Raw genomic sequence first — 25,639 nt, 5'->3', positions numbered from 1 at the left:
CCTCGACCGAGGCAGAAAGCCATCAGCTACACCCCACCGCTCTGGGCATCCAGGGCACCAACCCCAGACAACAACGAACTTAGGGAATGCCATGAAGATGACCACGGGACAGCGCTGGGTACTGGCGCTGACATCACTCGCGGGTTTGATGATCGTGCTCGACGCACTGGTCGTCACGACCGCGATGCATGCGATCCAGCTCGATCTGCACGCATCGCTCGGCGAGCTGGAATGGACGATCAATGCCTACAACCTGAGTTTCGCGGTGCTGCTGATGGCGGGCGCGGCACTCGGTGACCGATACGGCCGCAGACGGGTACTCGTCGGCGGGCTGGTGTTGTTCAGCGCGGCGTCCGCCGGATGTGCGCTCGCACCGACTCTGGGTCTGTTGATCGCCGCTAGGACGGCGCAGGGCATAGGGGCAGCCGCCATCATGCCCGTGGCGGTGGCCTTGCTCTCGGCGGCGTTCCAGCCGGAGCAGCGGACCAAGGCGCTCGGATTATTCGCGGCGGCAACCGGATTGGCCACCCTCGGCGGACCACTCGTCGGGGGTGCGGTGGTGCAGGGCTTGGCCTGGCAGTGGATCTTCTGGTTGAACCTGCCGATCGGAGCTGCGCTGATCCCGCTGGTGAGCACGCGGCTGGCCGAAAGTGTCGGCGAGGCACGCAGATTGGACTTTCTCGGAATCGCGTTGGTGAGCGTCGCCGCCTTCGGCATCGTCTGGGGTCTGATTCGGGGCAATGAATCCGGTTGGGCCGGCGCCGAAGTAGTGCTCGCTTTCCTGGCAGGTGCGGTGGCACTGATCGGATTCGTACGCTGGGAGCTGCGCACCACCGCGCCGCTGATTCCCATGCGCTTCTTCGCCTCGCGTGCTTTCTCGGCGGGCAATGCGGTCGGATTCCTGCTGGCCGCCTCGATTTTCAGTGGTGCGTTCTTCTTCGCCCAGTTCCTGCAGATCGTGCAGCAGCAAGGCCCACTCGGTGCTGGGCTGCGCTTGGCGCCGTGGACGGTCACCCTGTTCCTGGTGGCGCCGATCGCGGGCAAGCAAGTCAACCGGTTCGGTGAACGTCCGCTGGTTATCACCGGTTTGCTCATGCAGGCCCTCGGCTACGGATGGATCGCCTTCACCGCCGGACCGGACCTGCCGTACACCGCGATGATCGCGCCCTTCGTCATCTCCGGCGTCGGTGTGTCGATGGCGATTCCCGCTGCGCAGAGTGCGGTGCTGCGCGCGGTTCCGATGCCCGCCGTCGGAGCCGCGTCGGGCACCTACAACACCCTGCGCCAACTCGGTGGCGCCTTCGGAATCGCGGTCCCCGCAGCTGTTTTCGCGGCGGTCGGCGGCTTCACCGGCGCACGGTCCTTCAGCGACGGTTTCGCGGCCGCCATCGGTACAGCGGCTTTGCTTGCGCTCCTCGGCGCTGCCATCGGCCTGCTCATCCCGGCCGGTGCGCCCATTCCCGCACCCGCGCCGAACGCCATAGAGCCGGTTTCGGCCGACCCTGCGGGACCACCGAGCGACGGGTTGGCCTCCGCCCCTGCGAGCACACCGAGCGACGCGATGACCTCCGACTCGGCAGCTCGCGAGGACCGCACCGGGGTGAAGGCATGACCAGCGCCACGGATTCCTCGGTAGGTTGTGCACCCATGACGGTCAGTACGGATTTCGCGGCGCGCACCGCGCCCTACCGGCCCGAACTGCTCGCGCACTGCTATCGGATGCTCGGCTCGATCCATGACGCCGAGGATCTGGTGCAGGAGACGATGCTGCGAGCATGGCGCTCAGCCGACCGCTATGACGAAGCGCGGGCGTCGCTGCGCACCTGGCTGTATCGGATCGCCACCAACGCCTGCCTGACCGCGCTCGAACAGCGCGGCAGGCGGGCGCTGCCCACCGGACTCGGCGGGCCCAGCGATACCGTGGTCACCAAACCGGAGCGCCATCCCGAAATCCCTTGGCTGGAACCGATCCCCGATGCCCTGCTCGGCACCGCCGCCGACGATCCGGCAACCGTGATCGCGGCCCGCAGCGGCATCCGGCTCGCTTTCATCGCGGCTCTGCAATTCCTACCCGCCCGGCAGCGCGCGGTCTTGATCCTGCGCGACGTACTCGCCTGGTCCGCGGCCGAAGTCGCCGACCTGCTGGAAACCACTACCGCCGCAGTCAACAGCGCACTGCAACGCGCCCACGCCCAATTGGAGAAAGACGCCCCCATGCTCGACCGCATATCGGAATCGTTGAGCCCGGACGAACGCGCGATGATCGACCGATACGTAACCACCTTCGGCAATGCCGACATGGCTTCGTTCGCCGAGCTCTTACGCGACGATGTCGTCCTCGAAATGCCGCCCGCCCTCCTCTGGTTCGCCGGCCGCGCCCACGTCGTCGAATTCTTCACCGACAAGTGCGGTTCCACACCCGGCGAGTGGCGCGCAATCCCGACCTCCGCCAACACCCAACCCGCGATCGCCTACTACCGCCGCGACGAAGCCGACACCTACCACGCACATTCCATCCACCTGCTCACCCTCCGCGACGCGGCCATCGACCGAATCACGGTCTTCCTGGATGCCACCCTCTTCCCAGGCTTCGGCCTACCGACCACCCTCTGAACCGTTCTTCGAAGTTCGGGTCGGCTGGATCGTCGAGCTTGTCCGCGGCGGATGGTAGGAACGGTGCGTGGACTTGCAAACCGCCGCAGCAGCGCTCGCCGATGCGTCTCTGCGAGATGAAGCGGTGGAAGCGATGGTGGCCGCGGGTGACTATGTGATCGAGCCGCTACTCGACGAGTTGGTCGATCCGGATTCGTGGCTCGACCGCTCGGGCATCATCGCGGTGCTGCGGCGGTTCGGGCCCGTCGCGTATCGCCCGCTGATCGTGCAACTCGCGATCGCGCAGACTCCGGACGTCGTCGAGTTGTGCTGTCAGGCATTGGGTATCGCGGCGGCTTCGGATACTGCGGATTTCGCGCTCCAGGTTTGCGGCGAAGATGCGGAGGTGCGAGCGGGCAGCGCCTGCGTGCTCGGCTACCGTCGCCGCAGTGAGTACGCGCCCCTGCTGGTTCCGTTGCTGGCGGATCCGGTGCAGCGGGTGCGTGCCGAAGCGATCGACGCATTCGGCCGGCTGGGTCGTTCCGCGGTGCCGTTGTTGCGTCGGGTCCGAGGCTCTCGGGCGCCCGAGCGGCGGTATGCACTGGCGGCGCTCGCCCAGATCGGCTGGGACACACCGGAACCACGCGACCTGGCGGTATTGGCCCGGCTGATGCGGGCCAAGATCGCGGCAGATGTTCCCCAACCCTTTGTCCCGCAGGATGGCTGGTATGCCATCGAAACCACGGACCGGGCCGCGGTATTGGACGCGTTCGACCTGTCCGATCCGGTGGCGGTGACCTGGTCGATAGGCACCGACACCTGGCGGGGCCACGACTCGAGACACAGCCGCACCGCTTACGACGACCATGCCGATTGCGCCCGGATATATGTGAGTCCCGTACTCGACGGTTGGACCTTGGTGTTCGGCACACCTCTTGCCGATGGAGAACTCGCTCGCCACGATCACGAGTTGCACCGGCTGCTCGACATCGAGGGCGATTACACCTCGGACGGCCGCGAACACCAGCAGCGGCAAGCGCGCTGCGCGGCCCTGAGCGAGCGGTTCGGGCAGGCGCACTGGTACGGCCAGAACTACGAAAGCGGCTGCGGCGACTGGTGGGGATGGTGCCTGGCAGAGCACGGCAAGGTGCTGCGCTACTACTACCGGGACTGGAGCGAATACGTCGAGCCGATGCAATCCGGCCTGGGGCACGCAGCAGAGACCGGCTTTTCGACCGACACCGAAGACAGGTTCGGGCGGCAAACCGGAATCCCCGACACGGTAAGACCAATGCTGATTGCCGGACGCACCTCGGTCGATCCGTCGCGAATCGGCGCGCACACCCGTACTCGAGGGCACGGCGTGCTGGCATTGACCGCCTGCGGGCGTCGCCTGGGACACCGCGGCGCCTTCAGCATCGAGAGTTCGACCTGCTAGCGAACCGGCCTAGACCACGTCTACTCGGACCCCCGCAGCCCGAATCGTCGCGACCGCACCCGGATCCGCATCCGAATCCGTCACCAGCACATCGACCTGCTCGATCCCGCAGATCCGAGCCAGCGCCGAGCGCTCCAGTTTGTCCGCGGTGGCGACAACCATCACATGCCCGGACCGCCGCACCATCTCGGTGGTCACTCCCGCTTCGTCGATGTGCCGACACTGTGCGCCACCCTCGGCGGAAATCGCATTGACGCCGAGAATCAGTGCATCCAAACGCAATTCGGCCAATGCCCGCTCGGCCAGCGGCCCGTGCAACTCATAGGATTCCCGCCGCGCCACCCCGCCCAGCACGATCGTGCGCATATGCGGTCGCAGCACCATCTCACCCGCGATATTGAGCGCGTTGGTGACGATGGTCAGTTGGTCGCCAGCGGCATTCGCCAGATCTGCCCGTCCGGCCAATGCTCGCGCCACGGCGGTCGTCGTTGTCCCGCCGTTCATTCCGACTACCGCACTCGGTTCGATAAGTCCCGCAGCATGTTCCGCGATCCGCTGCTTCGCCTCGTCCGCACCCTGCCGGTAACGCGCGGGCAGGTCGTAGGCGACCGAAGTCGCGACCACACCGCCGTGCGTCCGGGTCGCCAACTGCTGTTCGGCGAGTGCGGTGAAGTCGCGGCGCACCGTCGCCGGGGAAACTCCGAGGCGTTCGGCGGCTTCTTCTACCGAGAGCCGTCCGGTTTCGGCGAGCAGTTCCAGCAGTCGGTTCCATCGCTGCGGCCGGTCCGTCGGTCCGGTCATTTCATATCTTCCGGCCCATGCGGACTACCTGCCGTTTTTCCATGCACGCGAACAATTCGACCACAGGCACGTGCCGACGGTAGAGATTCGGCCGCCGTATTACCGGCCGGACGCCTCTATCACCGCGCCCGCAACCCATCGAGCACGAGATCGACCACCCGGCGAACCGCCTCCGGATACGACTCACCGGCCCGGGTGTAGATCTGCAACGTCATCAGCCCAGCCACCTCGCCGGGCTCGATATCGGCGCGCATGGCACCGGCGGCCTGCGCCTGCCTGGTCATCCGCGAGACCGACTCGACAATCCGCCCCCGCACCTCCTGCAACCGCGGATCGGCCTGGATCTCGGCATGCAGATTCGGCTCGATCGCCGATGCCAGCGCACCGACCCGGCGCTGCGCGCACTCGTGCAGAAACCGCGCAAGCGCAGGCCACGCCGCGCCCTCCTGCTCCAACGCGGTCGCCGCCAACCGGGCCAGATCCGCGAGGTAGGACCGGGCCGTCTCGGCGATCAATGCATCCCGGTCCGGGAAGTGCCGATACAGCGTGCCGACACCCACACCCGCCCGATCCGCGATCTCCTTCATCGGCACATCGACACCCTGCTCACGGAAGGTCACCAGCGTCGCGGCAATGATCTGATCCCGGTTGTTCCTGGCGTCCGCCCTCTTCAGATCGGTCGTCGCCCTCACCTCCAAGTTAAGTGGACGAAATCCTTCCGCTTACTGTACGCTCTCCTTAACCGGACGAAATTCGTCCACTTAGTCGAAAGGTGTTGTCATGAACAAGACGGTTCTGATCTCGGGCGCGGGCATCGGCGGCTCGACCCTGGCGTACTGGCTGGCCGACCGTGGCTTCCAGGTCACGGTGGTCGAGCGGGCGACGGGCCAACGCTCCAGCGGAAATCCGGTCGACGTAAAGGGACCCGCCATCGATGTGGTCGAGCGCATGGGCATCATGCCGCAACTGCGTGCCGCGAATTCCGCTGTGTCCCACATGAATTTCGTCAATGCGAGCGGCCGTCGCGTCGCCCGTGTCGACCTGAAAGCCTTCCAGGGATCGGCGGGCGACCGCGAAGTCGAGGTCCCGCGCGCCGATCTCGCCGCGATCCTGCTCGACGCGAGCCGCGACAATGCCGAATTCGTTTGGGGCGACACCATTACCGGCCTGACACAGCAACCCGACGGTGTCGACATCACCTTCGAACACGCCCAACCCCGCCGCTTCGACTTCGTAATCGGCGCGGACGGCCTGCATTCGGCGGTGCGCCGCCTGACCTTCGGCGACGAATCCGAATTCGTCCGGCATATGGGCATCTACATCGCCACCATCCGGCTCGATGAACCATTCGGCAGCGACCGCGAAGTTCTCATCTACAACACACCGGGACGGGCACTGTCGGTGCACCCGACAAAGGGTCGCGCCCTCGCGGCATTCATGTTCCGGCACAAGGGCGTACCCGGTTTCGACCACCGCGATACCGAACTGCACAAGCGCCTGGTCATCGAGGCGTTCACCGATCAGGGCTGGCGGGTCCCCGAATTGCTGGACCGCGTCCGCGACACCGACGACCTGTTCTTCGACTCCGTGAGCAAGGGCGAGTTGCCGCGCTGGTCGGACGGACGCATCGCCCTGCTCGGTGACGCCGCATCCTGCGTCTCACTGTTCGGTGACGGCTCCACCCTCGCGATCGCCGGTGCGTACACGTTGGCGGAGGAGCTGGCGGCCACACCCGAGGACCACGAGGCGGCGTTCCAGCGCTACGAGACCCGGCACCGGGTGCTGGTCGATCCCAAACTCGACGGCGTGGCCACCGCGGCGTCGATGCTGATTCCGGCCACGAAGGCCGGAATTGCACTGCGCAATACCGCGACTCGGGTCCTCCCCGCTGTCACGGCCATCCGCGATCGGGCCAGGTGCGCCGCTTGAAGCTCATTGCCTCCGATGTCTCGGCCAGAACGATTGGCCCACCGTCAATTCAACGCGAGCCCAGAATTCACGAAATACGCTATCTCCTCGCATATTTCATCGAGTGACACTTCGGTATCGGGATGGGTGGTCCACACCAACTCCTGGGCCAGTGAATTCACCGCGCCGATCACCGCGAGCGCGAACAGATCGAACCGGCGTGCCTTGGTCTCGCCGCGCTCGACGGCTCGCTCCGCCTCGCTGATCAGCAGCGATGAGAGTAGGCGGCGCTGCTGCCTGCGCCAATCCTCCACGGCCGGACTGACGCCGACCACTTCGACGTAACACACCCGCGCCGACCGATGATCGGCGCAGGTCACCTCTAGATAGGCCCGAAAACTGTCGACGACCCGCGTCGAAAGCGGTTGGCCCGCAGTCTTCGACATACTTTCCAGCGCTCGTTCGACCGCATGCGAGGTAATGCGATTGACCAGCGCGATCAACAAGGCCTCGCGACTGCCCATATCTTCGTAGAAACTACGGGTAGAAACATTCGCGACGGCACACAGCCGTTCGATCGAGGTGGCCGCATAGCCCTGGGTACCGAATAATTCCAGCGCGGCATCGATGAGTCGCGCCTGCCGCTGAGCTACCCGCTGTTCCTTGGACAGCCCGCCGTAATTGCGGCCCTCCTTGCGTTCGTCATCCTGCCGTGCCACGGATCCGATACTACCGGTCGGAAGCGCCTACCCCGGAGCGCAGACATCCGGCGGCCTGCGCATCATCGTCGAAAACGGCGGGGGCACAAGGCCACCCGCCGTCTCCCGGAGGATTACTTCACGCTGCCCGCGGTAAGCCCTGCGACCAGGCGCTTCTCGATGAACGCGAACAGGATGACCACCGGAACGATGCCCACCGTGGAGATCGCGAAGACGTACTGCCACGCCGTGTCGTATTGCCCGACGAACTTGGTCAGCGCCACCGACAGCGGCTGGTTCTCCGGCGTGGTCAGCACCACCAGGCTCGCCGCGAATTCGTTCCAGCAGGCCACCACCACGAAAATCGTCGCGGTGACGATGCCCGGCCAGACCAGCGGCAGGCTCACCCGGACCAGGATCTGCCAGCGGCTCAGACCGTCGAGCTGCGCGGCCTCCTCGATCTCCACCGGAATCGCCGCGAAGAAGCTGTGCAGGATCCACACCGCGAACGACAGGTTGAACGCGGCGTTCACCAGGATCATGGCCAGCCAGGTGTCATTGATGCCGAGGGTGAAGAACTGCCGGATCAGGCCGGTCACCAATACCGTCGGCTGCAACATCTGGGTGACCAGCACCAGCGCGAGGAATATCGCGCGTCCCGGAAACTTGTGCCGCGCCGTGTAATACGCGGCCGGAATGGCCACGAAGAGCACCAGCAATGTGGCGCAGAACGAGATGACTACCGTGCTCACCAGGTTGTACGGCAGCGGCGTCTCCGGGGTGTCCCACATGGTGGCGTAGTTGTCCGGATGCCAGGTCTCGGGCAGATAGGTCGGCGGGATGCGCAGGATTTCGGCGCGGCTCTTCAGCGAGCCGAGCACCATCACCACGAACGGAGTCAGGAAGATGACGGCAAGCACCACCCCGACCGCGGTGAGTTCCCACCGCCGCCGCCGAGTTCGGCCGGTCGGGGCCTCGTCAACCGTTGCGTCCGGCGGGAGGTCCACACCCTCGATGTGAATGTCGGCCTGTGTGGTCATGCGTCCACCTGCTGGGTCGGCTTGATGACCTTCACATAGATCGCGATGATGACCACGATCAGCGCGAAGTTGAGCACGCTCATGGCGGCGGCGGTGTCGAGCTGCTGGTTCTGCCGAATCAGCTTGAACGTCAACGTCGTTGTCGTATCCGCACCGAAGCCCGCGATGCCGCCGGTGATCACCTGCAGAATGGGCAGCGAGTTGAACACGTTGATGATGTTGATGATCGTCGCCACCGCGATCGCCGGACGCAATTGCGGCAGGGTGAGATACCGATAGCGCTGCCACGCATTGGCGCCGTCTACCCGGCCCGCCTCATCGATCTCGGCCGGAATCGATTGCAGCCCGGCCAGGATCGTGTAGGTGGTGAACGGGATCGAGACGAAGACCGCGACGCCGATCGCCACCAGGAAGGCGGGCGTCGGCTGTTTGGTGAAGCCGTAGCCCCGGTCCAGCAGCCCGATATCGACCAGGAACCGGTTGGCGATGCCGACATCGGGATCGAGCATGTAATAGAAGATGGTCGTCGTCATCACGACCGAGGCCGCCCACGGGACCAGGATCGCCATCCGCACCGCGGTGCGTCCCGGGAAATCCTTGTTGAGGAACTGCGCAAGCCCCGCCGAGAGCACCAGGGTGATCAGCACGACGCTGACCACCCAGACCACGGTATGCGCCAATACCGATCCCAATTCGCTGATATCGAATAGGTTTCGGTAGTTGGCCAGTCCGGCGGGACCGCGGTCCTGTCCGTAGGCGCTCAGGTCCCGGGTGCTGGTCCAGACCATATAGCCGACCGGGAACGCGACAATCGCCGCGATCAGCACCAGAGTCGGCCCGATCCAGGGGACGGCCCGCAGTGTCGAGTTCTTCCCCGAAAGTACCCGGGTTCCTGGGCGCCCCACGCTATTTCGCTGCTTCCTGAATCCGCTGCAACACCTGAGCCGGGTCCGCACCCTGGGCGATGGTGCCCATCTGCTGATGCATGGCGCCCTGCACCGCAGCCCATTTCGGGTTATTGCTCGGGTAGAACTTGGCCACCGGCAGGGTCGCCGCGAAGGCCTTGGTCACCGGGTCGTCGGCGAGCACCGCGGTGGCACTGGTCGTGATCGGGATGAAGTGCTCGTTCTTGACGAAGTTCGAGTACACATTCGCCGAGTAGAAGAAGTCGAGGAACTTCTTGATCGTCTCGGCCTTCTTGCCGTCCTTCTTGAATGCCATCAGGTGATCGGCCACGCCCAGCGTGACGGGCGCGCCGTCCTTGGTCGGCGTGGGCGCGGTGGCGTACTTCAGGCCCGGATTCTTATCGGCGATCTGGGCGATGGTGGGCGGCAGCCCCTCGATCATCCCGACCTTGCCCTGGATGAAGGAGTTGATGACATCCTTGCGGTTGGTCGCACCCGGATTCGGCTGGGTGACACCGGCGTCGAAGATCTCCCGCATGGCCTTGACCCCCTCCAGGTTCTGCGGGGTATCCACGGTGATCTTGTCGCCATCGGACCAGTTGCCGCCGGCACCGAAGGTCCACAGCGACGTCTCGGCCTGCGATTCCTCACTGCCCAGCGGCAGGCCGTAGCCGGAAACGCCGCCGCCGAGCGCCTGGATCTTCTTGGCGGCATCGGTCAGCTCGGCCCAGGTCTTGGGCGGCGTGCTCACCCCGGCCTTCGCGAAGAGGTCGGTGTTGTAGAACAGCGTGCGCGTGGAGGCGAACAGCGGCATCGCATACTGCGTGCCGTTCAGCGACGCGTTCTTGGCGAAGCCGGGCTGCACATCCGACAGCACATTCGGGGAGACGACCTCGGATACCGGATAGAGCATGCCGTCACCGGCGAAGCTGGCGTAGGCGTCGATATTCAGCAGATCCGGGGTGGTGGATTTGGACTGCAGTTTGGTCTTCACCACATCGTTGATCGACTCCCAGGACTCCATCTGCAGGTTGACCTTGTAGTCCGGATTCTGCTTCTGGAAGTCATCGATGATCCGGTCCCACAGCGCCTTCGTGCCATTGGCACCGTCGCTGTAGGCGGGAGCCAGGAAGTTGATCGTCGTATCGGAGTCGGCCGAATCCTTGGAGCCGAAACCACAGGACGAGACGGCGAGTGCGAGGCCGGTGACCATCGCGATCCCCGCGAGGACGCCGTGGAGAGGTCTTTTCACGAGCAGAACCTTTCAAATTTTCACTCCGGGCGCTACTGAAGCGCCGATGATGGAGCGAACGAATCGCTTGAGCCGATCCTTTCGAGCGACCTGCAAGCATTCGCTACGGATAGAGGCTAGACCCAACCGTGATCACATGTGACTGATTTGCTCGTAAATTTGACATGAACGATCACCGAGAGTGATCCTGTTGTTGTGCCGATTTCCGCTCACCCCACCCCCGCGACTCATCTGGCCGCCGAAGTCGCCACCCAGCCCGACGACTGGGTTCGCGCCGAGACCACCGCCGCCGAACACCGCGCCGTACTGCCCCAACCGGGCGAGCGCGTCGCCGTCATCGGTTGCGGCACTTCGCTGTTCATGTCCCGTGCCATCGCGTCACTGCGCGAGAGTTCGGGGCAGGGCATTACCGACGCCTGGCCCGCAAGCGAAGTCCGCGGCGATCGCGATTACGACCGCTACCTCGTCATCTGCCGCTCCGGCACCACCACCGAGGTGGTCGATGCCATGCGGGCGATACCGGCGCACATTCCGCGCACCGTCATCTGCAGCAGTCCGGGCACCCCGGTGCTCGACCTGGGCGATTCGATCCTGATCGACGAGGTCGACGAGCAGTCGGTGGTACAGACCCGTTTCGCCACTACCGCGCTGGCGATTCTGCGCTGGCATCTCGGCGAGGATCTGCGTCCGGCCATCGAGCAGGCCAGGGCCGTACTGGCCGAGGATCCAGCTACGACACTGGCCGACGTGCGTCGTGCCGAGCAGATCAGCTTCGTCGGGATGGGTTTCGCGGCCGCGATCGCCGAGGAGGCGGGGCTCAAGCTGCGCGAATCCTGCCAGTCCTGGACCGAGTCGTATCTGCAGACCGAATACCGGCACGGACCGATCAGCATCTCCACCCCCGGCCGCGCCGTCTGGGCCTTCGGACCGCTTGTCCCCAATTTCGCGGCGGACGTGGCCGTCACCGGAGCGCACTTCGAACATCGCGATATCGATCCGATGGCCGATCTGGTGCGGGTGCACCAGCTCTGTGTGCTGCGCGCCGCCGACCAAGGGCTCGACCCGGATCATCCGCGCAACCTCAACCGTTCCGTCGTTCTGGATCGGTGAGCGGTAGCTACCAGGAACTACTGTGCGGATATGGGAACCGAACAGCCCCCGGCCACCGTGCGCCGCGACGATCTCGCGGACCGCACGGACGTGGCGACCTCGGCGGTGCCGGACGCCGCGGCAGCGCCGGGGCCGGTTGCGCAACAGCAACCGGTCACGGCGTTGACCGATGATCTGCTGGTGCTCGGCCTCGATGTCGGCGGCACCACGATGAAGGGCGAGGTCACCGACGCGGCGGGGATGGTGCTCGCGTCGGGCGTGGTGGCCACGCCGCAGGGCGAGGCGGCCTTCGAAACCATGGGGGCACTCGGCGATCAGTTGCTGGCGGAGTTGACCGATGACCAGCGCGACCGCGTCGCGCGCGCGGCGGTACTGCTGCCGGGCATCGTCGATCCGGTCCGTTCGATCGCGGTATTCAGCAGCAATGTCGGTTGGCGCGATGTGCATATCGGCGATCGGTTCACCGATCGCTGGGGTATGCCGGTGCTGATCGAGCACGATGTCGCGGTGGCGGGCTGGGCCGAATGGCGTTTCGGCGCCGGGCGCGGCCACGACGACGTCTGCGTGGTGATTCTGGGGACCGGCATCAGCGGCACCCTTTCCGTCGGCGGCCGTTTGATGCGCAGCGCGTACGGACAGACCGGCGAATACGGACACATCCCGGTGCGGCACGCCGACGGATTGCGCTGTCCCTGCGGCAATATCGGCTGCGTGGAGACCGTCGCGTCCGGCGCAGCCATCGCCCGCGCCTACGCGAAGCGAACCGGTCACGAAACAGCAAGCGCAGCTGATGTTTTCGCGATACTGGATGCCGATACCGATGCCAAAGCCGTGGTCGCCGAAGCGATCAGCGCGCTTGCCGACGGACTCCTCGGCCTCATCCATGCGGCCTGTCCCGAACTGATCATTCTCGGCGGCGGCCTGGCCGGGGCCGGCCCCGCGCTGACCGAACCCCTGCACCACACCATTGCCGAACGCCTGCGCGTGGTGCCCGCGCCGCGGGTGGTGCTCGGCGAGTTCGGTGTTCGCGCGGGGCTCATGGGTGCGGCCCTGTTCGCCAGACAGGGAGCGCTCACGTGACTCGCGACGAGAGCGGTGCTGGTCCAGTGCGTCGGCGGCGGCGCATCGAACCGATGGGTTCGGCCCCACGCTACGAAGAGCTGGTCGACAAAATGGCGCTCGCCCATGCAAAGGTGCCCGCATGAGTCTCGAGATTCGTGGACGGATCGTATCGGCGACATCCGAATTCGACGACGGCGTCGTGTCCGTCCGCGCAGGCCGGATCGAAAGGGTGCGCCCGCTCGTGGACTGGATTGCCGCGCATCCGGATTCGACCGTGCCGCCATTTTCCGGCACCGTACTGCCAGGCCTCGTCGATATTCACAACCACGGCGGCTTCGGCCATCGGTTCGACACCGTCGACGGTGCCGAGGCGCGCGCGGCCGCCGAGTTCCATCACACGCACGGCTCCACCACCGTGCTGGCCAGCGTTGTCACCGGCGCCCCGGCCGACATGATCGCGCAGGTCGCCACGCTGCGCCCCTTGGCGGCGGACGGCACCATCGGTGGAATCCATGCCGAGGGACCGTTTCTGGCCGCCGCACGGTGTGGTGCACAGGATCCCCGATATCTGCGCGATCCCGATCTCGAGCTGACCGAACGGCTGCTCGCTGCCGCCGACGGACATCTGCGGGTCATGACGCTGGCCCCGGAGCTGCCGGGATTCGATAAGGTCGCCCAACGTCTTTCCGACAGCGATGTGGTGGTGTCCCTCGGCCACAGCGATACCGATTTCCCCCGGTTCGGACAGGCTATGCGACCCAATGGATTCGGCAGTCTGGTCACGCACTTGGCGAATGGAATGCCGCCACTGCATCACCGAACACCCGGTCCGGTGGCCGCCGCACTCGTCGCCGCGGCGCAGCGCCAGGTCGTCGTCGAGCTGATCGGCGACGGCGTACACATCGACTCCGGTTTCGGCGCTTTGGTTTTCGCGACCGCACCCGGACAGGTCGCGCTGATCACCGACGCGATGCAGGCAGCGGGCATGCCCGATGGCGAATATCAGCTCGGTCCGCAAGTCGTGTACGTCGCCGATGGCGTGGCCCGGATAGCCAATGGGTCCATCGCGGGCGGCACCGCCCACCTCCTGCACTGCCTCGCCTGGGCCGTCCAGGAATGCGGTGTGCCGCTGCGCGAGGCTGTGATCGCCGCCACTTCGGTACCGGCCGTGGCGGCAGGACTGGCCGATGTGGGCGACCTCAGGGCCGACCATTTCGCCGACCTGCTGATAGTCGATGACAATCTACAGTTGCGCCGGGTGCTCAGACGTGGACAGTTGTTGACGTGATCCTCACCGTGACAATGAATCCCGCCTACGACATGACCTACCGGGTAGAGCATTTCGAACGCGGCCAGGCCCATCGGGTCCGTTCGGTCGAGCAGCGCATCGGCGGCAAGGGCATCAATGTGACGCGGGTGCTCAATCAGCTCGGAAAATACGCCAGGGCAACGGGATTCTCCGACCACGCCTTCGCCGCCGCCGCCGAGCTGGAGATGCCGGTCGACTTCGTGCACGCACTGCCCTGGGTCCGGCGCACGGTGGTGATCAGCGAATCGGGCGACGGTACCGCGACCGCACTGTGGGAGCCGGGTGCACGGGTGTCGAATCCGCATGCCGCCGAACAGCTCTCGGTCCGCGTTTCGGGCATGCTGCCCGATATCAACGGCCTGGTCATCTCGGGATCACTGCCGGGCGGCATCGCCCACGGCCTGCCCGCCGAAATCGCGCGCACCGCCATCGCCGCCGGTGTCCCGACCGTCTGCGATGTCGACGGCGAGTCACTGCGCCTGGCCGCGCAGATCCCCGGCATCGTGCTGATGCCGAATACCGAAGAGCTGGAACGCCTCACCGGACGGGTCCCGGTGACCCCGGACGAAGTCGCCACGGCCGCACTGCCGCTCATCGAACGCGGTGTGCGCGCCGTCATCGCCACCCGCGGCGCCGAGGGCATGGTCGTGGTCACCGCCGAGGGCGCATGGTCGGCGGCCCTGCCCGAACCACTCGCCGGAAATCCCACCGGCGCTGGCGATTCCGCGACAGCAGCGGTGATCGCGGCCCTGTCGGATGCGAAGGACACCCCCGACTGGCCCGCCGTTCTGGTAGACGCCGTCGCCACCTCGGCCGCCGCGGTCGTCATCCCGGTCGCCGGTGAAATCGACCGCCGCCTGCGCACCCAGATCGCACCGACGGTGATCGTCGAACGACTAGCCACCCCGCAGGAGACCTCCCCATGACCTCGAGACCCGTCGCGGACCTGATCGCGGCCGCCCGCCCGGGCGGTCTCGGCGCCTTCAATGTGATCACCATCGAACACGCCGAGGCGATCGCCGCGGCCGCCGAGGCGGCGAATCGGCCGGTGCTGCTCCAACTTTCGGAGAATACGGTGCGCTACCACGGCAATCTCGCCCCGATCGCGCTGGCCTGCTCGAGCATTGCCGCGGACAGCAGCGCCGATATAGCCGTGCACCTGGACCATGCCACGTCGTTCGAACTCATTCGCGCCGCGGTCGATCTCGGTATCCGCTCCGTCATGTACGACGGCTCCACCCTCGACTACGCCGAAAATGTCGCTGCCACCGCCGATATCGTCCGCTGGTGCCACGACCGCGATGTCTTCGTCGAGGCCGAACTCGGCGAGGTTGGCGGTAAGGACGGTGCGCACGCCCCCGGCGTCCGCACCGATCCGGACGAGGCCGTCGAATTCGTCGCGGCAACCGGCGTGGACGCCCTCGCCGTCGCCGTCGGATCCTCGCACGCCATGCGGACCCGCACCGCCGAACTCGATAACGACCTGATTGCTCGGCTGGCCACGAAAGTCCCTGTCCCCCTTGTGCTGCACGGCTCCTCCGGCGTCCCCGACGCCGGTCTGCGGGCCGCCGTCGAGCACGGCATGACCAAAATCAATATCGCCACCCGGCTGAATGTCCTTGCCACCGAGGCGATTCGGACCGTGCTCGCGGACAGCCCAACCATTGCCGATCCGCGCAAGTACCTGCAGCCCGCTCGCGATGCGATCCGGTCCGAGGTCGAACATCTGCTGCGGGTGCTCGCAGAGTAGGTCTCCCACCCCGGGAAAAGTATGGGCAGCCGTCGTTGGGCAGCGATGATACGATGGATTGCCTTTAGTTTAGCTAAGGATTTGCTGTCCGCTAGAGCTGTATCACCTGATGAAGGAATAACAACTCCATGGCTGTCATCCTGCAAACAGGAGAACAGCGCGCTGCCGGTGCGGAGACGCAGCTCGAGGTCTCGCACAAATCAACGCTCAGTGCCGCAATAGTATTCACCTCCCTGTCCATCGGCGCCTGGCTGCTGTTCGTGCGGCCCAACTGGCAGATGTACTGGCACCAAATCGATTTACAGGTCTATATGTGGGGCGGTACGGCCGCGGCGACTCATCCCGCGCTGCTGTACGACGGCCGCGGACCGATGGGCCTGCCCTTCCTCTATCCCGTTTTCGCCGCGTGGATCTGTGCCGAACTGTCGCGATTCCCGATCAACTACATCGGGACCGGCGTCACGGTGCTCACCATGGTGTCGCTGTTCGTGAGCGTCTGGAGCGCCGCCAGACTCCAGCAAATGCGCCGCGGAACGGGTTTGCTGGCTTTGAGCATCGCCGTCACCGGCGCAGCGATCTGGTTGGAGCCCGTCCAGCAGGCGTTCCGGTTCGGTCAGCTCAGCGCGATTCTGATGGCCTTGATCCTGGCCGATCTCGCCATGCCCAAGGAGAGCCGATATCGGGGCATCCTCATCGGCATCGCGACCGGACTGAAGCTGACCCCCGCGGTCTTCATCGTCTATCTGCTCATCACCCGCCAGTTCCGTGCCGCCGCGACGGCCGCGGCGACCTTCGGCGCCACGGTCGCGATCGGCTTCTGGTACCGGCCGACCCAGGCACTGCAGTTCTGGACCACGACCACGACCTCGCAGAACCGAATCGGCTTCGCCTATGTGCAGAATCAGTCGATCAACGGCATGTTCGGCCGCCTGGAATGGTCGACCTGGGGCGACACCACGTCCTCGTTCGTCTGCGCCGGACTGCTCGGACTCGCCGGAATGGCGGCCGCGCGGATCGCCCACCTGCGCGGTGACCAATTGCTGGGCGCACTGCTCGCGGCCACGGTAATGCTGCTGGTCTCGCCGATTTCCTGGACCCACTACTGGGTGTGGATCACACCGGCACTGCTGTGGCTGATCCACGTGCTGCGCCATCGTCCACTCGCCGTCCGGATCGCCGTACCCGGGCTCATCTACCTGTTCGTATTCGCCTGGCCACTGCGGTCCGACCAGGTCGGCGCATGGGATCCGGATCTGCCACTGCTGCCGCAGGGGCTGATCTGGCAGGTACCACAGACCAATGGCCGGGAATTCCGGTGGACGGTGTGGCAATTCCTACTCGGCGATTCGTACACCCTGCTCGCCACCATCGCACTAGTCGCCGCGATCGTCTGGCTGATTCCGCTCCGGCTGAACACCGTGCAACTGCCCGACGAGGGAGTCGCGGACCGGCGGCGCGAGCGAGGGGTGGGCGCCGCCGGTCGGCGGGAAGACGGTCCGAGCAGTGAACCGCCGGGGTCGAGCGAATTGGAAGCCGTGGGGTAAGGCTCCTCTTTTACGAGGAGCCGCTTCGTTCGCCGACACTGATCATCCTGCTCCGATCACCTCGAGAATGCTGGCAAACCAGCTGTGAATCGTCTGGGAACCGATCAGTCGGCGCTAACAGTCTGTCGGATCGGAAGATTCGGTATCGGTCAGTGGGGTCGCCAGCGGCCAGCCGCCGGCCGCCAGATGTGAAGCGACCCTGGCGATATCGTGCGCGTCCGGCTGCTCCTTTGCCATCCGCGCGATCGCACCTTCGATATCGGCGTGGCTGATCTCGCTGTCCGGATTGGAGTCCACCAACTCCTCGGCGATCACCACCACCTCGTAGTCGGTCAAGTGGCGGTGTAGCACCGCGAACAGGGCGACGTAGTCCGACCGCGGTATCCCCTGTGGATAGCCGGCCCGCAGCCAGCCGATGACCCGGCCGAGCAGATTCGGCCGGACCTGAGCGGATTTCGCTGGATCAGTCACGGGTCACCCTTCTCACGCTCCGAACAGATGGACACCGAATCTAGCGGCCAGAAATGCCTTAGCGGTGTAAAGAATTCCGGTGACAATCGCGGCGACGATCAGCCCGAAGCAGGCGTAGGCACCGGCCAGTGCCGAGTAATTGCGTTGGGCGGCACCGCCTTCCGCAGGCACCCTAACGGCAACCGACCGGAGCCGGACCCCGACGGCGAAGACGATCGGCAGCCCTGCGCCGAGCAGCAGACCCGCGACGGTCACCCTCCACAGCGCGTCCAGATTCGTGACGAGTGTGTGCACGATGCGCCTCCTCAGACCTGGGCCGAACGATTGGTGGTTTCCGGCGCGGGCGATCCGTCGGACACATCGTGTTCCCCGTCCTCGACGACCGGCATGGCGTCCTTCGCAACCTCGGTACCGGCGTTCGGCGTGTCGCCGGGCCACTCGTTGACATTGCCGGTGTCCACCGGATCCCGCCGCGACCGCAGGTACATCACCGACGACAGCGCGATCAGCAGTGCGAATACCACCAGCACACCGGGCAGCCCGCCGATGACATGCGCGATGGCCCAGCAGATCGCACCGGCCAGACCCGCGAGCGGCAGCGTCAGCAACCAGGCGACCGTCATCCGGCCCATCACACCCCAGCGCACCTCCGCGCCCTTGCCGAGTCCGGTGCCGAGGATGGATCCGGTCGCGGTCTGGGTGGTCGAGAGCGGCAGCCCGAAATGGGCCGAGGTGAGGATGATGGCGGCGGAAGCCGATTCGGCGGCCAGACCCTGCGGCGAGTCGATTTCGACCAGTCCCTTGCCGAGGGTGCGGATGATCCGCCAGCCGCCGAGGTAGGTGCCCGCCGCGATGGCGACGGCACAGGCCGCCATTACCCACAGCGGCATTTCGTCGTTCTTGGTCAAGGTGCCGTGCGCGACCAATGCCAGGAAGATCACGCCCATGGTCTTCTGCGCGTCATTGGTGCCGTGCGCCAGCGAGACCAGCGACGCCGAGCCGATCTGGCCCCAGCGGAAGCCCTCGTTCACCTTGTCGGGATCGGAATTCCCGGTGATCCGGTAAATGCCCCAGGTGCCGATGGCGGAGACCAGTGCGGCCACGATCGGCGCGAGCAGGGCGGGCAGCACGATCTTGGTCAGCACGCCGTCCGCGCCGTGCGCCCAGATCACCCCGCCCCAGCCGAGTGCGGCGATGGTGGCGCCGATCAGGCCGCCGAACAATGCGTGCGAGGAACTCGACGGCAGGCCGAACAGCCAGGTCAGCAGATTCCAGAGAATGCCGCCGACCAGACCGGCGAACACGATGACGAGCAGTGCCTCGCCCTGCACGGCATCGAGCCGGACGATGCCCTTGGCCACCGTCGCGGCGACCGCGACCGATAGGAATGCGCCGAGCAGATTCAGGACCGCGGATACCGCGACCGCGACCCGTGGCCGCAGTGCGCCGGTGGCGATCGAGGTCGCCATGGCATTGGCGGTGTCGTGGAAGCCGTTGGTGAAATCGAATGCGAGTGCCGTGACGATGACGATCAGAAGTACCAATAGGTCCGCGCTCACCCCTCCAGTGTGCGGCACTCATGATCGGGATTACCATGCGGTTGCCGCTTGTCTGGACGCATTTTCGATCGGCTACCGTGAATCTTCGCGCTATCTGCTGACCTTCGAGCAGCCGACCGGTTGGGGCGCGCCGGCGAAGCGTTGATCGATCCAGGAATTGGCGGCCGAACCCCCGGTGTCGGCGACGATCAGATGCTCGCCGAGGTGGGCCTCGAAGCGCACCGGAACCCCTAGCCGGCACCAGTCGTCGTAGAGGTGTTCGGCCCCGGCGAACGGAATCCACACCTCGTTGATGCCGTGGTAGAGGAAGACCGGCACCCGCGGCGCGGCGGTGCCGAGGCGGTTCTCGGCCAGGATCTCCCTGATCATCGGCAGCTCCGTCGGGTGGGCCACATCGGTGAGCGTGTCCACGGTTATGGGCGCGAGTACGCCGAGCAGCGCCGCGTTCAGAAAGCAGAGATCCTTCGCGAATTGCGATAGCCGCCAACCGTTGTCATTGAACAGGCCCATGATCTCCGGATACTCCCTGGCCAGACCGAGAGTTGCGGCCAGGAATACCCCGGAGGCGGCATTGGCGCCGTTCATCGTATTGATGAGCAGGCCGAAGTCGGCGGGCACGCCACCGACCACCGCACCGACGAGGTTCAGCTCCCCCGCGTATTCCGGTGCGAGTTGCGCCGCCCAGCCCGAGGCGATGGCACCGCCGGAGTAGCCCGAGACCACCGTGGGTGCATCGGGCGACAGACCCAACTCGGGCGTCTGCACGGCGGCGCGTATCGAGTCCAGTACCGCATGTCCGGCCATGCGACCGGCCGCGTACGCCTGTCGCGGACCCTGATGATCGGGCACGATCACCGCATAGTTCTTCGACAACGCCAGCTGCACCGAGCGGAGACCGGCCGCTAGACCCAGCTTGAGCTGCTGCGACGGCGCACAGATATTGCCGAGTGAATCGATCGGCACGTTGTAGGCGACCAGAGGCCTGCGCCCCGAACCCTCCCACGGCCCGATGGGCATGAGCAGGGTGGCGACCACCGGCACCGGACGACCCTTGGCATCGGTCGACCGGATCACCAGTTCGGTGGCGGTGACCGGCGTCGGCTCCGGCCCGATATCGACGACACGGGCCGCGACCACCGCACCCGGACGCAGATTTTCGAAACCCCGCGGCGGTGTGTAGAAGGGGTCGGCGAGCGGCGTCGGCATGACAGAGGCGGGATCACGCGCGGGGTGCAAGATACCGGCGACCGGATCCGGCTCCGCCGCAACCGTTCCCGGCATACCGACCGCCAATACTGCCCCGACACAAGTCACCGCACCGAGCACCGCCACCTTCCGCATCGGCCGGCCGATGGCCGACCACGTTCCCATCCATCGTTTTCGTGCCGCACCGAGCAACGCCGAGTCCCCGTTTCCGACCGTGTACCGGACCAAACCGGAGCCAGTCTGGCCTATGACCAGTACAAATGCCGGGAGCAGGACCGCTGGGCCCGCATAACGATTCGGACGCCCGCGCGCGGATCCCGATGCGGGGCGAGGCAGCACGGACCGCTCGATTACGGCAGCAGCGCGCGGACCGTTTCGATGGTGTCGGCATCGGCGGCGGACTTATCGGGTCGATACCGCACAACGCGGGCGAAGCGCAGGGCGACGCCCCCCGGATAGCGCGGACTCACCTGGACGCCGTCGAGGGCGATCTCGACCACGAGTTCCGGCCAGAGGAAGACGGTGTATTCGTCACGGGCGCGCTCATGCCGCGGGAATTCGGCGGTCTGCCACTGCAACAGCGCATCGGTGAGGCCCTTGAAGGTCTTGCCGACCATCACCGGATCACCGGTCACCGAATCGCGCGCGCCGAGGTGCAGATTCGACAGATATCCGGTGCGACGGCCGTAACCCCATTCCGCGCCGAGCACCAGCAGGTCGAGAGTGTGCGTCGGCTTGATCTTCTGCCAGGACCGGCCGCGACGGCCCGCGGCGTACGGCGCGGTCAACGACTTGACCATGACACCCTCGTGCCCGGCGGCCAGCGCACCGTCGAAATACTCCGCGGCCGCCTCGGCGTCGGGTCGGATCAGGGCCGGGATGCTGTGTGCGGCCGCCACCTTGGTCAGTGCCGTGCGGCGCTCGTGCAGCGGCGCGTCGAGCAGATCTGCACCGTTGAGGTGCAAGCAGTCGAAGAAGTACGGGTGCAGCAGTAATTCCCTGGTCGAGCTGACCTCGGCGAAGCGGCTCATCGTCTCCTGGAACGGACGCGGCCGTCCGGCATCGGTGAGCGCCAACGTTTCTCCGTCCAGCACCACGCTCGTGCAGTCGAGCTGGGCGACCAGATCGACCAGTTCCGGCACACCGGCGGTGATATCGCGCAACGTCCTGGTGAATACCCAGACCCGCGAACCCTCCCGGTGCACCTGGATGCGCGCGCCGTCCAGTTTGTGTTCGACGCTCACCTCGTCGCCGAATTCGGCCATCGCCTCGTCCAGCGTGGCACCGGGTGAGGCGAGCATGGGTTGGATCGGGCGGCCGACCTCGAGCCGGAATTCGCCCAGCGCCTCGGCCCCACCGGTCAGCGCGGCGACGGCCGTGACCGGTAACTGCCCGGAGAGCATGTACGCCCGCCGGACCAGTTCGATCGGCACCGCCGCGGCCACCGCGACCGCCTCGGCGACGATCGCGGTGAGCGCGCCCTGGCGCAATTCGCCACCGAGCAGGCGCATCAGGAATGCCTGCTGCTCGGCGGTGGCCGCGGTCCACAATCCGCGTAGCAATTCCTTGCGCCGATTGGTCGAGCCGGGGCCGGAGGTGGTGGCCAATTCGCTCAGCGGGCCGTCGACCGACGAAACCGTCAGCGTCGCAAGCTCACTCGGCTCGCAGTTGAGGTTTGTCAGCGTGCGCCACCCGGTACCGATGCGCCCCTGCCGTAGTTCACCGGAGACCCAGGCGACCACCGGCTCCAGCTCATCCGGGGCGGCCTCGGACAACAGCGCGGCCAGGGTCGCGATCTTCGTCTTCCGGGACCGGGTCGCACGGACGGTCTCCGAGGCCTGCACGACATCCGAGAACAGCATCACTCGACGGTAACCCGCCCCTGTGACATATCGCTCAGCTCTTCTGCTAATTACCCATTGGCAGGTTTGCGAATCCGCTCATAAACTGGACATATGGCCAAGACTTACGTCGGGGCGCGGCTTCGTCAGCTGCGGACCGAACGAGGGCTGAGCCAGGTCTCACTCGCCCAGAAGCTGGAGATCTCGGCGAGTTACCTCAACCAGATCGAACACGATGTGCGTCCGCTCACCGTACCGGTATTGCTGCGCATCAGCGAAGTGTTCGGGGTCGACGCGACGTTTTTCTCCTCCCAGGACGACACCCGGCTCATCGCCGAACTCCAAGAGGTCGTGATGGACCAGGAGCTCGGTATCGAGGCCGATACCCAGGAGATCGCGGATATGGTCTCCGCGCATCCGAGCATGGCGCGCGCACTGGTCAATATGCACAACCGGTACCGCAACACCTCCGCACAGCTGGCCGCCGCCACCGAGGACCGCTTCGCCGACGGCTCCGGCAGCGCGGCGATCAGCAAACCGCATGAGGAAGTGCGCGACTTCTTCTATCAGCGGCAGAACTACATCCACGAATTGGATACCGCCGCAGAGGAACTCACCGCCCGCATCCGCTTCCACGGCGGCGATGTGAACAGCGAGATCGCCCGCCTGCTGCGCGCACACGACGTGCACATTATCGAGCGCATCGATCTCGGCGAAGGCGTATTGCACCGCTACGATCAAGAGACCCAGCGGCTGGAGATCGCGCCGCATCTGTCCGGTGGTCAGCGCACCTTCAAACTCGCCGCCGAACTCGCCTACTTCGAATGTGGCGACCTGCTCGAAAAGCTGGTCGAGGAGGGCAATTTCGCCTCCGAGGACACCCGCAAGCTGGCCATGCTCGGCCTGGCGAACTACTTTGCCGCGGCAACCGTCTTGCCCTACACGCACTTTCACGAAGTCGCCGAGGATTTCCGCTACGACATCGAGCGGCTCTCGGCCTTCTTCACCCAGAGTTACGAGACGATCTGCCATCGCCTCTCCACCCTGCAGCGGCCCAAGCTGCGCGGCGTTCCGTTCTCCTTCGTACGCGTGGACCGCGCGGGCAATATGTCGAAACGCCAGTCCGCCACCGGTTTCCACTTCTCCTCCAGCGGCGGCACCTGCCCGCTGTGGAATGTCTACGAAACCTTCGCCTATCCGGGCAAGATCATGACGCAGATCGCCCAGATGCCCGACGGGCGCAAATACCTGTGGGTCGCCCGCACCGTCGAACGCCGCGCGACCCGATACGGCCAGGCCAGCAAGACCTTTGCGATCGGTCTTGGTTGCGAGTTGCGGCACGCGGGTCGCGTCGTCTACGCCGACGGCATCGATCTCGACGTGGCGAAGGCCACGCCGATCGGTGCTGGCTGCCGGGTCTGTGAACGCACCAATTGCCCCCAACGCGCCTTCCCCCCACTAGGCAAAGTCCTCGACATCAGCGAACACCGCAGCTCAGTCTCCCCCTACGTCCTCAAATAGCACGACTCTTATGCCGACGGTAGTCAAATGGTGGTTGTGGGTGGGTTTTGAGCCACCATTCGACTCGCCTCGATGGGGTTGGGCTGCGGTGGGGCCGGTTGTTTGGACCCAACTTCTCGGGGTCTGCTGGTCCGAGGTTGTTCGCCGTCCAAGGGTTTGCCGTTGCCGTGCTGGGTGCGTCGTGTGCCGTACCCGTCTTACCTTCCGCAGCTGGGTAGGCAGGCCCCCTTCTCCAGCTCAGTCGACTGGCTGTGGTTGCGTTCTCGAGAGTTTGTCGAGGGTAGTCAAATGGTGGTTGGTGATGGGTTTTGCGCCACCGTTTGACTACCCTCGGCGAACCAGTACCGTCAGGCGGATAGCGTCGAGCGCTGCATCCGCACCCCGAACAGGGTCAGGCCGAGCGCCGCGACCAGCAGGATTGCCAGGGTCCAGGCCAGGACCGAAAAGCCGTGGGGCGCAGCGGCTGCGGCGACCAGCGGGCCGGCGGTGGCGCCGACATAGAAGCTGAACATCGCGACCGAGGATGCGGCGGCGCGAGCTTCGCCGCCCAACTCCCCCGCGGTCTGCAGGACCGCCGGTGCGATGACGCCCAGTCCGCCGACCAGCACGGCGAGCAAGATCGTCAGCACCGCGAGGTGGGTGCCCTCGAAGGTCGCGATCACCATGGCGGTCGCCGCGACCAGCACGCCCAGCACCATCTGCCCCGGCTTGCTCAGGCGCGAGAGCGGGATGGCCAGCAGCGGCAGTGCGAACATCACCGGCAACGCGCCCGCACGCAGGGCGAGCAGTTCACCGGAACCCTTGACCAGACCGGTGATCTCGATGCCGGTGTACACCCCGACCATCACCGCCATGGCCAGCGCGCCCGCGGCCAGCATCGGCAGCAGCGCCTTGATCCGAAGCACCGCGGGGATCGCGGCATAGCTGTGCACGAGCGGCTTGTCCCGTCCGGTGGGCGCGTCCTCGAGCATGACGGCGCGCAGGATGAATGCGAGCGCCACGAAGACTACGGCCGAGCCGATGAACATGGTGCGCCACGGGAACGAGGCGACGACGGCCTGCGAGGCGATCTGCGCCAGCACCGTCGCGGCGAGGAAGGAGGTGGCGACCGACATGGTCACCACCGCCCGGTGCGCCGGTGCGATGCGGGTGGCGATATAGGCCATGATCGCGGGCGGAATCGAACCGACGACGAGTCCCTGCGCGACGCGCAGGCCGACCGCGATCGGCGCACTGAACGATAGGCCGGTCAACAGTGTTACCACCGCAGCGGCGATCATACCGGTGACCAGTACCCGGCGGTGGCCGTAGCGATCCGACAGCGGGCCGAACAGCACGAAGCCACCCGCATAGCCGAAGGCGAAGGCGCTGATGATCCAGGTCATGACGCCCGCACCCACATTCCAGTCGGCCTTCATGGCCGTGAACAGGGGAATCGGGATGTACATCTGGCCGGTGGCCAGCAGGGCGGACAGGACGAAAACAGGGAGGGTACGCCCGGTGTGCGCGCGTGGTGACGCGCTGCGAGTGCGTGCCGGAGCCGGGATACCGGCCGGAAGCTGAAGAGTCGGCGTTGCCATGTGGATGAAGTTAGGCCCATAGTCGAGTGTTTGTCAACCAAATAGTTGGTTT

The 25,639-nt window shown here is 65.8% G+C and carries 24 protein-coding genes; 12 read left to right on the top strand and 12 right to left on the bottom strand.

Annotation, left to right across the window (positions count from 1 at the left end):
• The first annotated feature begins 91 nt into the window (after positions 1-91).
• From ACZ60G_RS37795 to ACZ60G_RS37785, 3 genes are all read left to right on the top strand, one after another.
• Positions 92-1,612 (top strand): DHA2 family efflux MFS transporter permease subunit, encoded by a 1,521-nt coding sequence (locus ACZ60G_RS37795; protein WP_465816579.1) that lies wholly within the window; start codon positions 92-94, stop codon positions 1,610-1,612.
• Between the two features lie 35 nt (positions 1,613-1,647).
• The gene (locus tag ACZ60G_RS37790) at positions 1,648-2,613 is read left to right on the top strand and encodes a sigma-70 family RNA polymerase sigma factor (RefSeq protein WP_465816577.1); all 966 of its coding nucleotides are present in this window, start codon (positions 1,648-1,650) and stop codon (positions 2,611-2,613) included.
• 67 nt (positions 2,614-2,680) lie between these two features.
• Entirely contained in the window at positions 2,681-4,030 is a 1,350-nt protein-coding gene (locus ACZ60G_RS37785; protein WP_465816575.1) for a HEAT repeat domain-containing protein, read from the top strand.
• A gap of 9 nt (positions 4,031-4,039) precedes the next feature.
• Here the strand turns inward: ACZ60G_RS37785 and ACZ60G_RS37780 are convergent, their stop codons facing one another.
• Both ACZ60G_RS37780 and ACZ60G_RS37775 read right to left on the bottom strand, forming a co-directional pair.
• Complete coding sequence (locus ACZ60G_RS37780) at positions 4,040-4,831, bottom strand: DeoR/GlpR family DNA-binding transcription regulator (RefSeq protein ID WP_465816573.1); 792 nt, start codon at positions 4,829-4,831, stop codon at positions 4,040-4,042.
• A 119-nt stretch (positions 4,832-4,950) separates the two neighbouring features.
• A complete protein-coding gene (locus ACZ60G_RS37775; RefSeq protein WP_465816571.1) occupies positions 4,951-5,523 on the bottom strand; it encodes a TetR/AcrR family transcriptional regulator in 573 nt (190 codons plus the stop codon).
• Between the two features lie 88 nt (positions 5,524-5,611).
• Between ACZ60G_RS37775 and ACZ60G_RS37770 the strand changes: the two genes are divergently transcribed.
• Positions 5,612-6,760: an FAD-dependent monooxygenase gene (locus ACZ60G_RS37770; protein WP_465816569.1), complete on the top strand. Its 1,149-nt coding sequence runs from the start codon at positions 5,612-5,614 to the stop codon at positions 6,758-6,760.
• 44 nt (positions 6,761-6,804) lie between these two features.
• On the opposite strand, the gene ACZ60G_RS37765 is transcribed toward ACZ60G_RS37770, so the two are convergent.
• The 4 genes from ACZ60G_RS37765 to ACZ60G_RS37750 all read right to left on the bottom strand — a co-directional run bounded on the left by ACZ60G_RS37765 (position 6,805) and on the right by ACZ60G_RS37750 (position 10,634).
• A complete protein-coding gene (locus tag ACZ60G_RS37765; RefSeq protein ID WP_465816567.1) occupies positions 6,805-7,458 on the bottom strand; it encodes a TetR/AcrR family transcriptional regulator in 654 nt (217 codons plus the stop codon).
• A 113-nt stretch (positions 7,459-7,571) separates the two neighbouring features.
• Positions 7,572-8,477 carry a carbohydrate ABC transporter permease gene (locus ACZ60G_RS37760; RefSeq protein ID WP_465816565.1) on the bottom strand — a complete coding sequence of 302 codons (906 nt, stop codon included), beginning with the start codon at positions 8,475-8,477 and terminating at the stop codon, positions 7,572-7,574.
• Positions 8,474-9,382, bottom strand: coding sequence for a carbohydrate ABC transporter permease (locus tag ACZ60G_RS37755; RefSeq protein WP_465816563.1), 909 nt, complete (start codon positions 9,380-9,382; stop codon positions 8,474-8,476). Before ACZ60G_RS37755 ends, ACZ60G_RS37760 begins: the two co-directional genes overlap by 4 nt.
• Position 9,383: 1 nt before the next feature.
• On the bottom strand, positions 9,384-10,634 hold the full coding sequence (locus ACZ60G_RS37750) for an extracellular solute-binding protein (protein ID WP_387294690.1): 1,251 nt from the start codon (positions 10,632-10,634) through the stop codon (positions 9,384-9,386).
• 195 nt (positions 10,635-10,829) lie between these two features.
• Here ACZ60G_RS37750 and ACZ60G_RS37745 point away from each other — a divergent pair, with 195 nt between their 5' ends.
• The 7 genes from ACZ60G_RS37745 (at position 10,830) to ACZ60G_RS37715 (ending at position 17,409) form a co-directional block, all read left to right on the top strand.
• Entirely contained in the window at positions 10,830-11,744 is a 915-nt protein-coding gene (locus ACZ60G_RS37745; protein WP_465816561.1) for an SIS domain-containing protein, read from the top strand.
• Positions 11,745-11,774: 30 nt separating this feature from the next.
• The gene (locus ACZ60G_RS37740; protein WP_465816559.1) at positions 11,775-12,824 is read left to right on the top strand and encodes an ROK family protein; all 1,050 of its coding nucleotides are present in this window, start codon (positions 11,775-11,777) and stop codon (positions 12,822-12,824) included.
• Positions 12,821-12,949 carry a hypothetical protein gene (locus ACZ60G_RS37735; RefSeq protein ID WP_465816557.1) on the top strand — a complete coding sequence of 43 codons (129 nt, stop codon included), beginning with the start codon at positions 12,821-12,823 and terminating at the stop codon, positions 12,947-12,949. Before ACZ60G_RS37740 ends, ACZ60G_RS37735 begins: the two co-directional genes overlap by 4 nt.
• Positions 12,946-14,094, top strand: a complete 1,149-nt coding sequence (locus tag ACZ60G_RS37730; protein WP_465816555.1) for an N-acetylglucosamine-6-phosphate deacetylase — start codon at positions 12,946-12,948, stop codon at positions 14,092-14,094. The genes ACZ60G_RS37735 and ACZ60G_RS37730 overlap by 4 nt, the downstream gene beginning before the upstream one ends.
• Positions 14,091-15,041, top strand: coding sequence for a hexose kinase (locus ACZ60G_RS37725; RefSeq protein ID WP_465816553.1), 951 nt, complete (start codon positions 14,091-14,093; stop codon positions 15,039-15,041). The genes ACZ60G_RS37730 and ACZ60G_RS37725 overlap by 4 nt, the downstream gene beginning before the upstream one ends.
• Entirely contained in the window at positions 15,038-15,865 is an 828-nt protein-coding gene (locus ACZ60G_RS37720) for a class II fructose-bisphosphate aldolase (protein ID WP_465816551.1), read from the top strand. The genes ACZ60G_RS37725 and ACZ60G_RS37720 overlap by 4 nt, the downstream gene beginning before the upstream one ends.
• 128 nt (positions 15,866-15,993) lie before the next feature.
• Positions 15,994-17,409: a glycosyltransferase 87 family protein gene (locus tag ACZ60G_RS37715; RefSeq protein WP_465816549.1), complete on the top strand. Its 1,416-nt coding sequence runs from the start codon at positions 15,994-15,996 to the stop codon at positions 17,407-17,409.
• Between the two features lie 114 nt (positions 17,410-17,523).
• Here the strand turns inward: ACZ60G_RS37715 and ACZ60G_RS37710 are convergent, their stop codons facing one another.
• The 5 genes from ACZ60G_RS37710 to ACZ60G_RS37690 form a co-directional block, all read right to left on the bottom strand.
• Complete coding sequence (locus ACZ60G_RS37710; RefSeq protein WP_465816547.1) at positions 17,524-17,880, bottom strand: DUF3349 domain-containing protein; 357 nt, start codon at positions 17,878-17,880, stop codon at positions 17,524-17,526.
• Positions 17,881-17,892: 12 nt separating this feature from the next.
• Positions 17,893-18,174, bottom strand: coding sequence for a hypothetical protein (locus tag ACZ60G_RS37705; RefSeq protein WP_465816545.1), 282 nt, complete (start codon positions 18,172-18,174; stop codon positions 17,893-17,895).
• Between the two features lie 11 nt (positions 18,175-18,185).
• Positions 18,186-19,439 carry an inorganic phosphate transporter gene (locus ACZ60G_RS37700; RefSeq protein WP_465816543.1) on the bottom strand — a complete coding sequence of 418 codons (1,254 nt, stop codon included), beginning with the start codon at positions 19,437-19,439 and terminating at the stop codon, positions 18,186-18,188.
• 90 nt (positions 19,440-19,529) lie between these two features.
• Positions 19,530-20,810, bottom strand: coding sequence for a lipase family protein (locus ACZ60G_RS37695; RefSeq protein WP_465816541.1), 1,281 nt, complete (start codon positions 20,808-20,810; stop codon positions 19,530-19,532).
• 185 nt (positions 20,811-20,995) lie between these two features.
• Positions 20,996-22,507 (bottom strand): ATP-dependent DNA ligase, encoded by a 1,512-nt coding sequence (locus ACZ60G_RS37690; protein ID WP_465816539.1) that lies wholly within the window; start codon positions 22,505-22,507, stop codon positions 20,996-20,998.
• 93 nt (positions 22,508-22,600) lie between these two features.
• Here ACZ60G_RS37690 and ramB point away from each other — a divergent pair, with 93 nt between their 5' ends.
• Positions 22,601-24,007, top strand: a complete 1,407-nt coding sequence (gene ramB, locus ACZ60G_RS37685; protein WP_465816537.1) for an acetate metabolism transcriptional regulator RamB — start codon at positions 22,601-22,603, stop codon at positions 24,005-24,007.
• Positions 24,008-24,354: 347 nt separating this feature from the next.
• On the opposite strand, the gene ACZ60G_RS37680 is transcribed toward ramB, so the two are convergent.
• Positions 24,355-25,587 (bottom strand): MFS transporter, encoded by a 1,233-nt coding sequence (locus ACZ60G_RS37680; RefSeq protein ID WP_465816535.1) that lies wholly within the window; start codon positions 25,585-25,587, stop codon positions 24,355-24,357.
• Between the last annotated feature and the right edge of the window lie 52 nt (positions 25,588-25,639).

It is taken from the genome of Nocardia sp. NPDC102475, assembly GCF_055584605.1.
This window is presented reverse-complemented; position numbering and strand designations above follow the sequence as displayed.

Excerpts from the sequence above, each read along its gene's own strand:
- ramB (WP_465816537.1), top strand. The coding sequence starts at position 22,601 with ATGGCCAAGACTTACGTCGGGGCGCGGCTTCGTCAGCTGCGGACCGAA.
- ACZ60G_RS37795 (WP_465816579.1), top strand. The coding sequence starts at position 92 with ATGAAGATGACCACGGGACAGCGCTGGGTACTGGCGCTGACATCACTC.
- ACZ60G_RS37740 (WP_465816559.1), top strand. The coding sequence starts at position 11,775 with ATGGGAACCGAACAGCCCCCGGCCACCGTGCGCCGCGACGATCTCGCG.
- ACZ60G_RS37790 (WP_465816577.1), top strand. The coding sequence starts at position 1,648 with ATGACGGTCAGTACGGATTTCGCGGCGCGCACCGCGCCCTACCGGCCC.
- ACZ60G_RS37720 (WP_465816551.1), top strand. The coding sequence starts at position 15,038 with ATGACCTCGAGACCCGTCGCGGACCTGATCGCGGCCGCCCGCCCGGGC.
- ACZ60G_RS37680 (WP_465816535.1), bottom strand. The coding sequence starts at position 25,587 with ATGGCAACGCCGACTCTTCAGCTTCCGGCCGGTATCCCGGCTCCGGCA.
- ACZ60G_RS37770 (WP_465816569.1), top strand. The coding sequence starts at position 5,612 with ATGAACAAGACGGTTCTGATCTCGGGCGCGGGCATCGGCGGCTCGACC.
- ACZ60G_RS37780 (WP_465816573.1), bottom strand. The coding sequence starts at position 4,831 with ATGACCGGACCGACGGACCGGCCGCAGCGATGGAACCGACTGCTGGAA.
- ACZ60G_RS37715 (WP_465816549.1), top strand. The coding sequence starts at position 15,994 with ATGGCTGTCATCCTGCAAACAGGAGAACAGCGCGCTGCCGGTGCGGAG.
- ACZ60G_RS37690 (WP_465816539.1), bottom strand. The coding sequence starts at position 22,507 with ATGCTGTTCTCGGATGTCGTGCAGGCCTCGGAGACCGTCCGTGCGACC.
- ACZ60G_RS37695 (WP_465816541.1), bottom strand. The coding sequence starts at position 20,810 with ATGGGAACGTGGTCGGCCATCGGCCGGCCGATGCGGAAGGTGGCGGTG.
- ACZ60G_RS37730 (WP_465816555.1), top strand. The coding sequence starts at position 12,946 with ATGAGTCTCGAGATTCGTGGACGGATCGTATCGGCGACATCCGAATTC.
- ACZ60G_RS37760 (WP_465816565.1), bottom strand. The coding sequence starts at position 8,477 with ATGACCACACAGGCCGACATTCACATCGAGGGTGTGGACCTCCCGCCG.